General features: G+C 65.0%; 16 protein-coding genes. 10 read left to right on the top strand and 6 right to left on the bottom strand.

Going from position 1 to position 12,477, the window contains the following annotated elements:
- Window positions 1-10 precede the first annotated feature (10 nt).
- On the top strand, window positions 11-919 hold the full coding sequence (locus CAG11_RS25335; RefSeq protein ID WP_085598572.1) for a LysR family transcriptional regulator: 909 nt from the start codon (window positions 11-13) through the stop codon (window positions 917-919).
- 71 nt (window positions 920-990) lie between these two features.
- Here the strand turns inward: CAG11_RS25335 and CAG11_RS25330 are convergent, their stop codons facing one another.
- A complete protein-coding gene (locus CAG11_RS25330; RefSeq protein WP_085598570.1) occupies window positions 991-1,743 on the bottom strand; it encodes an outer membrane beta-barrel protein in 753 nt (250 codons plus the stop codon).
- A 184-nt stretch (window positions 1,744-1,927) separates the two neighbouring features.
- Here CAG11_RS25330 and CAG11_RS25325 point away from each other — a divergent pair, with 184 nt between their 5' ends.
- From CAG11_RS25325 to CAG11_RS25315, 3 genes are all read left to right on the top strand, one after another.
- Window positions 1,928-2,383: an RDD family protein gene (locus CAG11_RS25325; RefSeq protein WP_085598568.1), complete on the top strand. Its 456-nt coding sequence runs from the start codon at window positions 1,928-1,930 to the stop codon at window positions 2,381-2,383.
- 61 nt (window positions 2,384-2,444) lie between these two features.
- Window positions 2,445-2,780, top strand: coding sequence for a DUF6388 family protein (locus CAG11_RS25320; RefSeq protein ID WP_085598566.1), 336 nt, complete (start codon window positions 2,445-2,447; stop codon window positions 2,778-2,780).
- A 40-nt stretch (window positions 2,781-2,820) separates the two neighbouring features.
- Window positions 2,821-3,525 (top strand): YoaK family protein, encoded by a 705-nt coding sequence (locus tag CAG11_RS25315; RefSeq protein WP_085598564.1) that lies wholly within the window; start codon window positions 2,821-2,823, stop codon window positions 3,523-3,525.
- Between the two features lie 12 nt (window positions 3,526-3,537).
- Here the strand turns inward: CAG11_RS25315 and CAG11_RS25310 are convergent, their stop codons facing one another.
- A complete protein-coding gene (locus CAG11_RS25310) occupies window positions 3,538-4,287 on the bottom strand; it encodes an SDR family oxidoreductase (RefSeq protein WP_085598562.1) in 750 nt (249 codons plus the stop codon).
- 172 nt (window positions 4,288-4,459) lie between these two features.
- Here CAG11_RS25310 and tusD point away from each other — a divergent pair, with 172 nt between their 5' ends.
- The 6 genes from tusD (at window position 4,460) to CAG11_RS25280 (ending at window position 7,932) form a co-directional block, all read left to right on the top strand.
- A complete protein-coding gene (gene tusD, locus CAG11_RS25305; protein WP_085598637.1) occupies window positions 4,460-4,852 on the top strand; it encodes a sulfurtransferase complex subunit TusD in 393 nt (130 codons plus the stop codon).
- Between the two features lies 1 nt (window position 4,853).
- Window positions 4,854-5,216 carry a sulfurtransferase complex subunit TusC gene (gene tusC / locus CAG11_RS25300; RefSeq protein ID WP_085598560.1) on the top strand — a complete coding sequence of 121 codons (363 nt, stop codon included), beginning with the start codon at window positions 4,854-4,856 and terminating at the stop codon, window positions 5,214-5,216.
- Entirely contained in the window at window positions 5,216-5,512 is a 297-nt protein-coding gene (gene tusB, locus CAG11_RS25295) for a sulfurtransferase complex subunit TusB (RefSeq protein WP_085598558.1), read from the top strand. The genes tusC and tusB overlap by 1 nt, the downstream gene beginning before the upstream one ends.
- Entirely contained in the window at window positions 5,509-5,844 is a 336-nt protein-coding gene (locus tag CAG11_RS25290; RefSeq protein WP_022639621.1) for a TusE/DsrC/DsvC family sulfur relay protein, read from the top strand. Before tusB ends, CAG11_RS25290 begins: the two co-directional genes overlap by 4 nt.
- On the top strand, window positions 5,841-6,842 hold the full coding sequence (locus CAG11_RS25285) for a glycosyl transferase family protein (protein WP_085598556.1): 1,002 nt from the start codon (window positions 5,841-5,843) through the stop codon (window positions 6,840-6,842). The genes CAG11_RS25290 and CAG11_RS25285 overlap by 4 nt, the downstream gene beginning before the upstream one ends.
- A gap of 88 nt (window positions 6,843-6,930) precedes the next feature.
- A complete protein-coding gene (locus CAG11_RS25280) occupies window positions 6,931-7,932 on the top strand; it encodes a glutathione S-transferase family protein (protein ID WP_085598554.1) in 1,002 nt (333 codons plus the stop codon).
- A gap of 46 nt (window positions 7,933-7,978) precedes the next feature.
- On the opposite strand, the gene cysG is transcribed toward CAG11_RS25280, so the two are convergent.
- The 4 genes from cysG to CAG11_RS25260 are packed head-to-tail and all read right to left on the bottom strand — an operon-like array spanning window position 7,979 to window position 12,367.
- Window positions 7,979-9,373, bottom strand: coding sequence for a siroheme synthase CysG (cysG, locus tag CAG11_RS25275; protein WP_085598551.1), 1,395 nt, complete (start codon window positions 9,371-9,373; stop codon window positions 7,979-7,981).
- On the bottom strand, window positions 9,374-10,654 hold the full coding sequence (gene serS / locus CAG11_RS25270) for a serine--tRNA ligase (protein WP_053136610.1): 1,281 nt from the start codon (window positions 10,652-10,654) through the stop codon (window positions 9,374-9,376). It lies immediately after the preceding gene.
- 16 nt (window positions 10,655-10,670) lie between these two features.
- Window positions 10,671-11,045, bottom strand: coding sequence for a fluoride efflux transporter CrcB (crcB, locus tag CAG11_RS25265; RefSeq protein ID WP_022639626.1), 375 nt, complete (start codon window positions 11,043-11,045; stop codon window positions 10,671-10,673).
- Window positions 11,042-12,367 (bottom strand): replication-associated recombination protein A, encoded by a 1,326-nt coding sequence (locus CAG11_RS25260; RefSeq protein WP_022639627.1) that lies wholly within the window; start codon window positions 12,365-12,367, stop codon window positions 11,042-11,044. The genes crcB and CAG11_RS25260 overlap by 4 nt, the downstream gene beginning before the upstream one ends.
- Window positions 12,368-12,477 lie beyond the last annotated feature (110 nt).

Here is a 12,477-nt window from a genome sequence, read left to right as displayed (position 1 = left end):
GAGAGTTGTCATGGAATTGCGTCATCTGCGCTATTTCCAGGTGCTGGGGGAAACCTTGAATTTCACCCGCGCCGCCGAACGCCTGCACATCGCCCAACCCCCCCTGAGCCGGCAGATCCAGCAGTTGGAAGACGAGCTGGGGGTACTGCTGCTGGAGCGTGGCCGACCGCTGCGCCTGACCGCCGCCGGACGCTTTTTCTTCGAGCACTCCAACCGGGTGCTGGAGCAGTTGGGCAAGGTCTGCGACAACACCCGGCGCATCGGCCTGGGGCACAAGACCTGGCTGGGCATCGGTTTTGCCCCCTCGACCCTGTACGGCGTACTGCCGCAGTTGATTCGCCGGCTACGCAGCAACGAGACCCTGGAGCTGGAACTGGGGCTCTCGGAAATGACCACCTTGCAACAGGTGGAAGCCTTGAAGGCCGGGCGCATCGATATCGGCTTCGGTCGGATCCATATCGACGACCCGGCCATCGTGCAGAAGGTGTTGACCGCAGATCGCCTGGTGGTCGCCCTGCCCGCCGGGCATCCATTGCTGGGGCAGCCGGTGAGCCTTGCACAATTGGCGCAGGAGCCCTTCGTGCTGTATCCGGCCAACCCGCGACCGAGCTACGCCGACCATGTGATCGCGCTGTTCAATACCCGAGGCCTGAACCTGAAGATCGCCCAGTGGACCAACGAATTGCAGACCGCCATCGGCCTGGTGGGCGCCGGCATCGGCATCACCTTGGTGCCGGCCTCGGTACAGGTGCTGCACCGCGACGACATCGGCTTTTGCCCGCTGCTGGAAACCGAGGCCACCTCGCCGATCATTCTCAGCCACCGGATCGGCGAACCCTCGCCAGGGCTCACCCACTGCCTGCACCTGATCGCCCAGCTGCGTGCAGAGATCGGGCGCGAACCATCCACGCTCAGCTGAAAGCACAACCGCCGGCCCCATCGAAGGACGGGGCCGGCGGTTTTGTCGCGGCTCGAGGCGAGCTGCAGCCCTTAGAAGGTCAGGCCGACCTTGAAGCCGTACTCGTCACGCTTGAGCTTGGTGTTGTCGGCCACAGGCGTATCCTCGTCCAGCTTGTACTCGGTGTGGGTGTAGTAAACCCCGGCCATTACCGGCAACGAACCGTTCTGGTTCATCAGGAAATTGACTTCGGCATAGGGGTTGGTGCGGTTCTTCAGGTCCACGGTGTCGCTGCCGACATCGTCCACCTTCAAGCGTGCCCGGCCATTGATGGTATGACGGGCCCCCAGCTCCACGCGCATGGTCACGTCGTCGAACTGGTGGTTGTAACCCAGGGCCGCCTTGGCGAAGGGTGACTTGTTGGTGAGTTTCATGTCGTAGTCGCCGGTGTCCGGCTCGTAGCGGGTCCAGGTGTAGCCACCGCCCACCAGCACATCGACGAAGTTGCGCGCATCCAGGGCGGCGCGCCAGCCCAGGTCGAGGTCGGCCTGGCCTTCCTTGAGCTTGTTGTCGTTCTTCTTGCCGAACTTGGCTTCGATCCCGGCCTGGTAGATCAGGCCCGACTCGGCGGTCATCTTGTTGCCGAAGTTGTAGAACACACCACCCTCGCCCAGGTGTTCCTTGTCGCTCTGGCTACCGCCTTCGAGCTTGAAGTCGTTGTAGCTGCCGAGAATCCCCAGGGTGGAGATCGGCCCGGTGTTCGGTGCGGCCATGGCATTACTGGAAAGCGCCAGCAAGGTGGCGGCAGACGTGCTGGCCAGGAGGGTTGCGAATACCTTGGACATCGTGTGTGAATCTCCCTGTTTGAGAAAGGCAAATGCTGCAGGAGCCTTTTCGAGGGAAACCAAAAGCAAAAGGTTCTATTTATTTTTCACGTTTTTTTCACACCCCTGTAGCGGCTCGCCACCAGTGGGGGCTTTAGGTCGTACAATAGGCCGCTCAATACAGAGCGTAGTCTTGGGGCAATGCATGGGAGTATCGAGAGCCGGCCTGATCATCCGGCGCATTCTGGCCTACCTCGCCGACGGCATGCTGGTACTGCTGCTGTGGTTTGTCCTGTGCCGACTGGCCGAACGCCTCCAATACCCGGACCTGGAGCAATTCTCCACCTGGTGTGTGTTGGCCACCTGGTGCCTGTATTTTCCCCTCAGCGAATACCTGTTGCGTGGCTATACCGCCGGCAAGGCCCTTTGCGGCCTGCAAGTGATCAATGGCATCGGCCAGCCGCCGTCGCTGCTGCAGGTGTTGATCCGCTCGGCGACCCGGCCGTTCGAAGCCGCCATCAGCCCCGCGACCCTGCTGATTTGCTGCGAGTCCAGCCGCTGCCAGCGCATCGGCGACCGGCTGGCGCGAACCTATGTCATCGCGCGCAAGGACCTGGTGCGGCTCCGTGGCTTGATGGCCGCCCAGACGGGCCAGCCCTGAGCATCTGCCCGTAACGAACTCAATCTCGCGCCTTGGCGTGGCGCTCTTTCCAGGAATATTCATGACAATCGATCAATACCCGCATGAACAGGCCTTGGGCACGTTCCTCGAGCAGCGCCCCGAGTTGCGCGAACAACTGGACAACCTCAACCCGCTGGAAGCCCGGGCCCGGGGCGAAACCCCGGCGCAATACCGTGCCGAACGCCTGCACGAGGCGTTCGAGGCCGAAGCCGAGCGCCTGGGACTGTTCGCCTGGGAACTGAGCCTGCAACTGACCGCCGCCAGCCCGGAGGAATTCCACGCCCAGCGCCTTGAAGTGCACAAGGAGGTGGCGCAAATGGCCGGCATGCCATGGGACGAATATTGCACCCTGCATCACCTCGACCCACGGCCTTGAACCGCATCGCCCCCGCTGTCCCGGTACAGGAGAACCGCCGATGTTGCCTTCGACTTCCACTCACGCCGCCAACGCAGCCCTGCAGCACACGCAGAAATGGCGCGGACGCGTCGGCCTGGCCCTGGTGGCCTGCCTGTCGGTGCTGGCGGGTATGACCGATGCCATTGGCTTCATGGCCACCGGGGATTTCGTGTCCTTCATGAGCGGCAACACCACGCGCATGGCAGTGGCCATCAGCGATGGCGAGCCGGGCCTGGTACTGCGCCTGCTGATGCTGGTGGCAACGTTCATCGTCGGCAATGCGCTGGGGGTGATCGTCAGCCGCCTGGCTGGACATCGCACCCTGCCCTTGCTACTGGGCATCGCCGCCCTGTTGTGTGCCTCGGCGGCCTGGCCTTTCGAGCAGCAAATGCCGGCCCTGCTGGCGGCAATCGCCGCCATGGGCATGCTCAATGCCGTGGTGGAAGAAGTGAATGGCCTGCCCATTGGCCTGACCTATGTCACCGGCGCCCTGTCGCGCTTCGGGCGTGGCCTGGGCCGCTGGCTGTTGGGGGAGAGGCGCAGCGGCTGGCGGGTACAGCTGATTCCCTGGACGGGAATGTTCGCCGGGGCGGTGCTGGGGGCACTGCTGGAACATCACCTGGGGCTCAAGGCGCTATATGCCAGCGGGGCGTTCGCGGCGCTGCTGGGGGTGGCGTCGTTGAAGATTCCACGCCGCTGGCAACTGGGCTACAAGACCCGCTGACAACAGGCGCGATTAGCTGAACAGGCCACCGTTGTCGGTATCGATGACGATGGACGACAAGCTCACATGCCGTGGCCGGGTGAGCGCGAAGATCACCGCCTCCACCACATCGCGGTTGGTCCCTGAATCGCCCTTGCGTCGCTCCGGCACCCGCTCCCAGGCCTCATCCAGGGGCGAAATGTCCTCCAGGTAGGGCGGATGCACGCACAACGAGCGAACCGGCGTGCCCCGCAGGACCTGGCGCAGGCCATCGGCCAGGGCCAGTTGCCCATGCTTGGCCGCATAGAACGGCAGCGACACGCTGTGCAGGGGTGCATTGGGCAGGCCGCTGATGGAGCCTATGGTGACGATGTCCGGGCGGCTGGAGGCCTTGAGCGCCGGCAGCAGGCCCTGGGTCAGGAGGAAGGTGCCACTCAGGGCCGCGTCGATCACCCCGGTGACCTCGGCAACACTGTGGGGTCGCTCGCTCGCCTCCAGCCACATGGCACCGTTGTTGATCAGGATATCCACCTGGGGCTGGCGTACATGGATCTCGGCGAGGGCCGCCTTGACGCTGTCGCTGTCGGCCAGGTCCACCACCACTTGTTCGGCAGTGCGCCCGGTGCGCTGCTCGATGGTGGCGGCGACTTGCGCCAGTGCCCGCGGGTTGCGCCCGCAGAGAATCAACTTGCAGCCCTGGTCCGCCAGGCTGATGGCCAGCGCCGCCCCCAATCCGCGCCCTGCGCCTGTTACCACGACTACCGCCGAATTCAAGCCAGTCATCCCTTGCTCCTTGTACCAGGTCGATTGAAGGCGCGAGTCTATCCACATCATGAGGTGGTGGCTGGGGTAAAGCTTTTCCCGATATGTCCCATCCGGCAGCCAGCCGAAACGGGTTTAGCCGATCCCCGGATAAAGCTTTATCATGGCCGCCGAGTTATCCATCGAGGCCGTCATGAAGTTCGCCATCGCCCTGTTCTGCGCCGCCCATGCGCCCTCTTCGCGCCGCGCCCTGCTGTTCGCCCAGGCGGCGCTGGCGGGCGGACACGAGATCGTCCGGCTGTTTTTCTACCAGGACGGCGTATACAACGCCGTCAACAGCATCGTCACGCCCCAGGACGAGCAGGACCTGCCCCGGGAATGGCGCGAATTCGTCCGCCAGCATCAACTGGACGCGGTGGTGTGCATCGCCGCCGCCCTGCGCCGGGGCACGCTGAATGCCGACGAGGCCCAGCGTTACCAGCGCGCCGCGGTGAACGTCGAGGCACCCTGGGAGCTTTCCGGGCTTGGCCAGTTGCATGACGCGGTGCAGAGCGCCGACCGCCTGATCTGTTTTGGAGGAGCCTGAGATGGCCAAGTCCCTGCTGCTGGTCAGCCGCCAGGCGCCATGGTCCGGTCCCGGAGCCCGCGAGGCCCTGGATATCGTCCTGGCCGGCGGCGCCTTCGACCTGCCCATCGGCCTGCTGTTTCTCGACGATGGCGTACTGCAACTGATGCCCGGCCAACAGGCCAAGGCCCTGCGCCAGAAGGACCTGGCCGCCAACCTGCAGGCGCTGTCGCTGTTCGGGATCGACGAGGTCTTTGCCTGCCGCAGCAGCCTCGACGCCCGGGGCCTGGACCCGAGCACCCTGGGCCTTAATGCCGTACAACTGCTCAGCACCCCGGAACTGGCCGGGATCATCGACCGTTATGACCAGGTGATTACCCTCTGATGTCGACCTTGCATGTGTTGTCCCACTCGCCCTTCACCGACGACCGCCTGGCCAGTTGCCTGCGCCTGCTGGGAAGCGCCGATGCGTTGCTGTTGTGCGGCGACGCGGCCTATGCCCTGCAACCCGGTACCGCGCCCGGCAATGAACTGGAAGCACGCGACGGCCTGAAACTCTACGTCCTGGAAGAAGACCTGCGCGCCCGGGGCCTGGCCCTGCCCGCCTGGGCCGAAGCCGTGGACTATCCGGGGTTCGTCCAATTGTCGATCCAGCATGACAAGGTCAATACCTGGCTATGAATACCCTGACCCTGGGCGAGCGCGCCATCGAACTGGACAAGGACGGCTACCTGGTCGACCTCGCCGACTGGTCCGCCGAAGTGGCCCAGGCCCTGGCGGCCACCGAGGAACTGGAGCTGGGCCCCGAGCACTGGGAAATCATCGAGCTGCTCCAGGCTTTCTACCGGGAGTTCCAGCTGTCGCCTGCCACCCGCCCCTTGATCAAGTACACCGCCCTCAAGCTGGGGCCGGACAAAGGCAACAGCCTGCACCTGAACCGCCTGTTCAAGGGCACTCCCGCCAAACTCGCCGCCAAGCTGGCAGGCCTGCCGAAGCCGACCAATTGCCTATGAACGATCATGCCCCGCTGCTCACGCAAACCCCGGACGAGCACCCCTTCGCCCAGTTCGTACGGATTCTCGGCAAGGGCAGGCGCGGTGCCCGCGGCCTGACCCAGGAAGAAGCCCGGCAAGCCATGGGCATGCTGCTGGACGAACAAGTCGAGGATACCCAGCTCGGTGCCTTCCTCATGCTGCTGCGGCACAAGGAGGAGAGCCCGGAGGAACTGGCCGGCTTCACCCAGGCCCTGCGCGAGCGCCTGGATGCCCCGGCCATCCGGCTCGACCTGGACTGGCCGACCTATGCCGGCAAGAAGCGCCACCTGCCCTGGTACCTGCTGGCAGCCAAATGCCTGGCCCAGAACGGCGTGCGCATCCTGCTCCACGGCGCCGGCGCCCACACCGCCGGACGCCTGTATGCCGAACAACTGCTGGAGCCCCTGGGCATTCCCCTGTGCCGTGACTGGCAAGCGGTGGGCGCGGCCCTGGACCGGGGCAACCTGGCGTTCATTCCCCTGGTGGACTGGGCGCCACAACTGCAGCGGATGATCGACCTGCGCAACGTCCTCGGCCTACGCTCGCCAATCCACTCCCTGGCCCGCCAGCTCAACCCCCTGGGCGCCTATTGCGGCCTGCAGAGCATCTTCCACCCCGGCTACCAGGCGGTGCACCGTGAGGCCGCCAGCCTTTTGGGCGACTACGTCATAGTGATCAAGGGCGATGGTGGCGAGATCGAGATCAACCCGGACGCCATCAGCCACTTGTACGGCACCCGCGATGGCATCGCCTGGGACGAGGAATGGCCTGCGCTGTCGGCGCAACGCCATGTGAAACCGGCCAGCCTGGAACCCGAGCATCTCAAGGCGCTATGGCGCGGCGAGGTTGAAGACAGCTACCCGCAACTGGCGCTGCTGGCGACCATGGCCCTGGCCCTGCGCGGCCTGGGCACGCCCCGGGAGCAGGCCTTCGAACTGGCCCAGCAGTATTGGGATGCCCGCGATAGATCGATCTGATCGATCCTGATCACCCAGGTTTTGCGCTTTTTGTTCGAACGCCCAGGCATAGACTGCACTCCTACGCATAACAGCTGAGGAGCATTCCATGGGTTTGCTGATCGAAGGACGCTGGCATGACCAGTGGTACACCAGCGGCAAAGACGGGTCTTTCCAACGCGAACAGGCCCAGCGGCGCCACTGGATCACCGCCGATGGCCGGCCCGGCCCCAGTGGCGAAGGCGGCTTCGCGGCCGAGGCCGGACGCTATCACCTCTACGTATCCCTGGCCTGCCCCTGGGCCCATCGCACCCTGATCCTGCGCCAACTCAAGGGCCTGGAGAGCCTGGTGGAGGTGTCGGTGGTCGGTTGGCTGATGCGCGAACATGGCTGGACCTTCGACCAGTCCCAAGGCTCCAGCGGCGATCGCCTGGACGACCTGGACTTCCTGTACCAGCGCTATACCGCCGACACCCCGGACTATACCGGCCGAGTCACCGTGCCCTTGCTGTGGGACAAGCAGCAGCGGCGCATCGTCAGCAATGAATCGGCGGAGATCATCCGCATGTTCAACAGCGCCTTCGACCACCTGACCGGCAATCGCCTGGACTTCTATCCGCATGCCCTGCGCTCGCGCATCGACCAGCTCAACGGGCGCATCTACCCGGCATTGAACAATGGCGTGTACCGCGCCGGCTTCGCCACGTCGCAACAGGCCTACGAGACGGCCTTCGATGAGGTATTTGCCGAGCTGGACAGCTTGGAGGCGCTGCTCGCCGGGCAACGCTACCTGGCCGGTGAGTACCTGACCGAAGCGGATGTACGCCTGTTCACCACGCTGATCCGTTTCGACGCGGTGTACCACGGCCACTTCAAATGCAACCTGCGGCGTATCGCCGACTACCCGAACCTGTCCAACTGGCTACGGGAGCTGTACCAGTGGCCGGGAGTCGAAGGGACCGTGGACTTCAGCCATATCAAGAACCACTACTACGCCAGCCACGCCACCATCAACCCGACTGGCATCGTGCCCAGGGGGCCATTGCTGGACTTCGGCGCCAGCCATGACCGGCAGCGCCTGGACGGACGTGGAGTGTGGTGCAGGGATTGAGCGCCGTCGCCGCCACCAGGCTGCAACCTGGCGGCGGCGACGGGTTTCAGGACTGGGGCTGGGCGCCTTCGAACCAGGCCAGCTTGTCGCGCAGCTGGACCACTTCGCCGACGATCACCAGGGTTGGAGCATGGACTTCGTGCTCCGCCACCAGGGCCGGCAGGTCCGCCAGGGTCCCGGTGAAGACTCGCTGGTTGCTGGTGGTGCCCTGCTGGATCAACGCCGCTGGGGTGCTGGCAGCGCGACCGTGCTTGATCAGCTGCTCGCAGATGACCGGCAGCCCCACCAGGCCCATGTAGAACACCAGGGTCTGGGCGGGCGCCACCAGATCGACCCACGGCAGGTTGGTGGTGCCATCCTTGAGGTGGCCGGTGACGAAGCGTACCGATTGCGCATAGTCGCGATGGGTCAGCGGAATCCCGGCGTAGGCCGAGCAACCACTGGCCGCGGTGATCCCCGGCACCACCTGGAAGGCGATGCCCTGGGCCGCCAACTCCTCGATCTCTTCGCCACCACGGCCGAAGATGAACGGATCACCGCCCTTGAGCCGCACCACGCGCTTGCCTTGCCGGGCCAGGTCCACCAGTTGCTGGTTGATCTGGTCCTGGGGCACGGCATGGTCGGCGCGGCGCTTGCCCACATAGATGCGCTCGGCGTCACGCCGGCACAACTCGAGGATCGCCGGCGCCACCAGGCGGTCGTAGAGCACCACATCGGCCTGCTGCATCAGGCGCAGGGCACGGAAGGTCAGCAGGTCCGGATCACCCGGGCCGGCCCCCACCAGGTACACCTCGCCCCGGGCACTGGGCGCCTGGCCGTCGATTCGCGCTTGCAGCAGGCGCTCGGCCTCGGCCCCTTGCCCGGCCAGTTGGCGGTCGGCGACAGGCCCCTGGAATACCTCTTCCCAGAACGCCCGGCGCTGTTGCACATCCGGGAACAGGTTCTTGACCTGGGTCCGGAAGCGCGCGGCCAGGCCGGCCAGCTGGCCGTAGGTGGACGGGATCCAGGTTTCCAGCTTGGCCCGGATCAACCGCGCCAGCACCGGAGCATCGCCACCGCTGGAGACGGCGATGACCAATGGCGAACGATCGACGATAGCCGGGAAGATCACGCTGCACAGGGCCGGCGCATCCACCACGTTGACTGGCAGGCCGCGCCGATGGGCATCGGCGGAAACCTGGGCATTGAGGGGCTGGTCGTCGGTAGCGGCGATGACCAGGGTGCAGCCGTCGAGGTCGGCCTCGACATACCCGCGCAGCAGGGACTGGCCGCCGCTGGCGACCACCAGTTCCTGCAATTGCGCTTCTATCTCAGGTGCGACCACCCGCAGCTGCGCACCGGCATCGGCCAGCAGACGGGATTTGCGCAAGGCAATCTCCCCTCCACCGACCACCAACACACGACTGCCGCGAAGCTTGTGAAACAGCGGCAGGAATTCCATTTAGCCGATGACCTCGATGCCGCCCATGTAAGGCTTGAGTACATCCGGCACGCGGATCGAACCGTCGGCCTGCTGGTAGTTCTCCAGCACCGCCACCAGGGTCCGGCCTACGGCCAGGCCGGAACCGTTGAGGGTGTGCACCAGCTCCGGCTTGCCGGTTTCCGGGTTGCGGAAACGCGCCTGCATGCGGCGGGCCTGGAAGTCGCCACAGTTGGAGCACGAGGAGATCTCGCGATACTTGTCCTGGCTCGGGATCCAGACTTCCAGGTCGTAGGTCTTGACCGCGCTGAAGCCCATGTCGCCGGTGCACAGGGCCAACACGCGATAGGGCAGTTGCAGCAACTGCAGGACTTTCTCGGCGTTGGCGGTCAGGCCTTCCAGGGCTTGCATGGAAGTGGACGGCTCCACCACCTGGACCATCTCGACCTTGTCGAACTGGTGCTGGCGGATCATGCCGCGGGTATCACGGCCGGAAGCACCGGCTTCGCTGCGGAAGCACGGGGTGTGGGCAACCAGTTTCAGCGGCAGTTGCTTGGAGTCGAGGATTTCCCCGGCGACGATGTTGGTCAGCGACACTTCGGCGGTCGGAATCATGTACAGATCAGCCTCGCCTTCGCGGGTGATCTTGAACAGGTCTTCCTCGAACTTGGGCAACTGGCTGGTGCCGAACAGCGCCGGCGCCTGCACCAGGTACGGGGTGTAGGCCTCTTCGTAGCCATGCTCGCCGGTGTGCAGGTTGATCATGAACTGCGCCAGGGCGCGATGCAGGCGGGCGATAGGACCGCGCAGCAGGGCAAAACGCGCGCCCGACAGCTTGGCCGCGGTTTCAAAGTCCAGCCAGCCGTGGGTTTCACCCAGGGCCACGTGGTCCTTGATCGGGAAGTCGAAGCTGGCCGGAGTGCCCCAGCGGCGCACTTCGACGTTACCGTCCTCGTCCGCGCCGACCGGCACCGATTCGTGAGGCAGGTTGGGAATGCCGAACAGGATCGAGTCCAGCTCGCCCTGGATGCTTTCCAGCTCGGCCTTGCCGGAGCTGAGCTCGTTCCCCATGCGCTCGACATCGGCCATCAGCGGGGCGATATCTTCGCCGCGCTGCTTGGCTTGTCCGATGGACTTGGAGCGCGCGTTACGTTCGGCCTGCAGTTGCTCGGTGCGGGTCTGCACGGTCTTGCGCTGTTCTTCCAGCGCTTCGATGCGTGCCACATCCAGGGCGAAGCCGCGGGATGCCAGACGATCCGCTACGTCCTGAAGGTTGCTACGTAACAGTTTGGAATCGAGCATGTCGTTCTCTCGTTTATCAAAGTTTGGTCAGGGACAGGCCGGCCCAGGTGGCGAGCAGCCCGCCGAATACACTCAGCGCCGCATAGCCCAGGGCCAGCGCCACTTGTCCGCTTTCCAGCAGACGCACGGTATCCAGTGAAAAGGATGAAAAAGTCGTCAGCCCGCCGAGGAAACCGACGATCAATCCGGCACGCACTTCGATCGGCACTTCCGGACGGATCAGGAACAGTCCGTACAATACGCCGATCAGCAGGCAGCCCACGATATTAACGGCCAGCGTCGCGGTATAGAAGTGCCGCGGCCAATTGGCGCTGATCCAGTTGCCGGTAGCAAAGCGCAACAGGGTGCCGGCGACGCCGCCGGCCGAAACCGCGAGTATCAACGGGATCAAGGTTTTCTCCGCTGCAGGGGGCTGGCCCGGTCCAGGGCGGCCAGGTGCTTGAGCTTCTCGCCGATCTTCAATTCCAGGCCACGGGGTACCGGCTGGTAGAGAGCCAGGGGCTCCAGCGCCTCGGGGAAGTAGTCCTCGCCGGCAGCATAGGCGTCCGGCTCGTCATGGGCGTAGCGATACTCCTCGCCGTAGCCCAGTTGCTTCATCAACTTGGTCGGGGCGTTGCGCAGGTGCAGCGGCACTTCCAGCGAACCGTGCTCGGCAGCGGCACGCATGGCGTTCTTGAAGCCCATGTACACCGCATTGCTCTTCGGCGCACAGGCCAGGTAGGTGATGGCCTGGGCCACTGCCAGCTCGCCCTCGGGGCTGCCCAGCCGCTCTTGCACATCCCAGGCCGCCAGGCACAGGCTCAGGGCCCGGGGGTCGGCATTGCCGATGTCCTCGCTGGCCATGCGCACCACGCGCCGGGCGATGTACAGCGGATCGCAGCCGCCGTCGAGCATGCGGGCGAACCAGTATAGGGCGCCATCGGGATTGGACCCACGCACCGACTTGTGCAACGCGGAAATCTGGTCGTAGAACGCCTCGCCGCCCTTGTCGAAGCGCCGCCGGGTATCGCCCAGCAGGCTCTGCAGCAGGTCGGTGCCGATCTCGCCGCCGTCCTCGGCCAGGTCGGAAGCGTTCTCCAGCAGGTTGAGCATGCGCCGACCATCGCCATCGGCGGCCGACATCAGCATCTGGAAGCCTTCGTCGCTTAGGCTCAGGTGTCGCTTGCCCAGGCCGCGGTCCTCGCCCAGGGCACGCTGCACCAGCTTGCGCAGCGCCGTCTCGTCCAGGCTCTTGAGTACATAGACCCGAGCCCGGGACAGCAGCGCGTTGTTGAGTTCGAAGGAGGGGTTTTCCGTGGTGGCGCCGATGAAGATCAGCGTGCCGTCTTCCACGTAGGGCAGGAAGGCATCCTGTTGCGACTTGTTGAAACGATGCACTTCATCGACGAACAGGATGGTGCGCCGGCCATATTGCCCGGCGTGCTGCTTGGCGACCTCCACCGCCTGGCGGATCTCCTTGACCCCGGACAACACCGCCGAGACAGTCTCGAAATGCGCATCGGAAACGTCCGCCAGCAGCCGCGCCAGCGTGGTCTTGCCCACGCCCGGCGGGCCCCAGAAGATCATCGAATGCAGCGCGCCCTGCTCCAGGGCTTCGCGCAACGGCTTGCCCCGGGCCAGCAAGTGCTCCTGGCCGACGTACTCGTCCAGGTTGGTGGCACGCAAGCGCGCAGCCAGCGGCTGGGCGATCGGTGCACTTCGAAACAGGTCCATGGACTTTCTTCAAACCTCGGGACGGCGACGCGGAACGGGCCGCTCCCGACGGCGCCAGGCCGCATCCTGTCGATGCGGGCCTGGACGAACGCCGCCGGGGCGCGGAAACG

The sequence above is a fragment of the Pseudomonas sp. B6(2017) genome, assembly GCF_002112765.1.
Classification (GTDB): domain Bacteria; phylum Pseudomonadota; class Gammaproteobacteria; order Pseudomonadales; family Pseudomonadaceae; genus Aquipseudomonas; species Aquipseudomonas piscis.
Note: the sequence above shows the minus strand (reverse complement) of the source record. Positions and strands in the feature narration are given on the sequence as shown.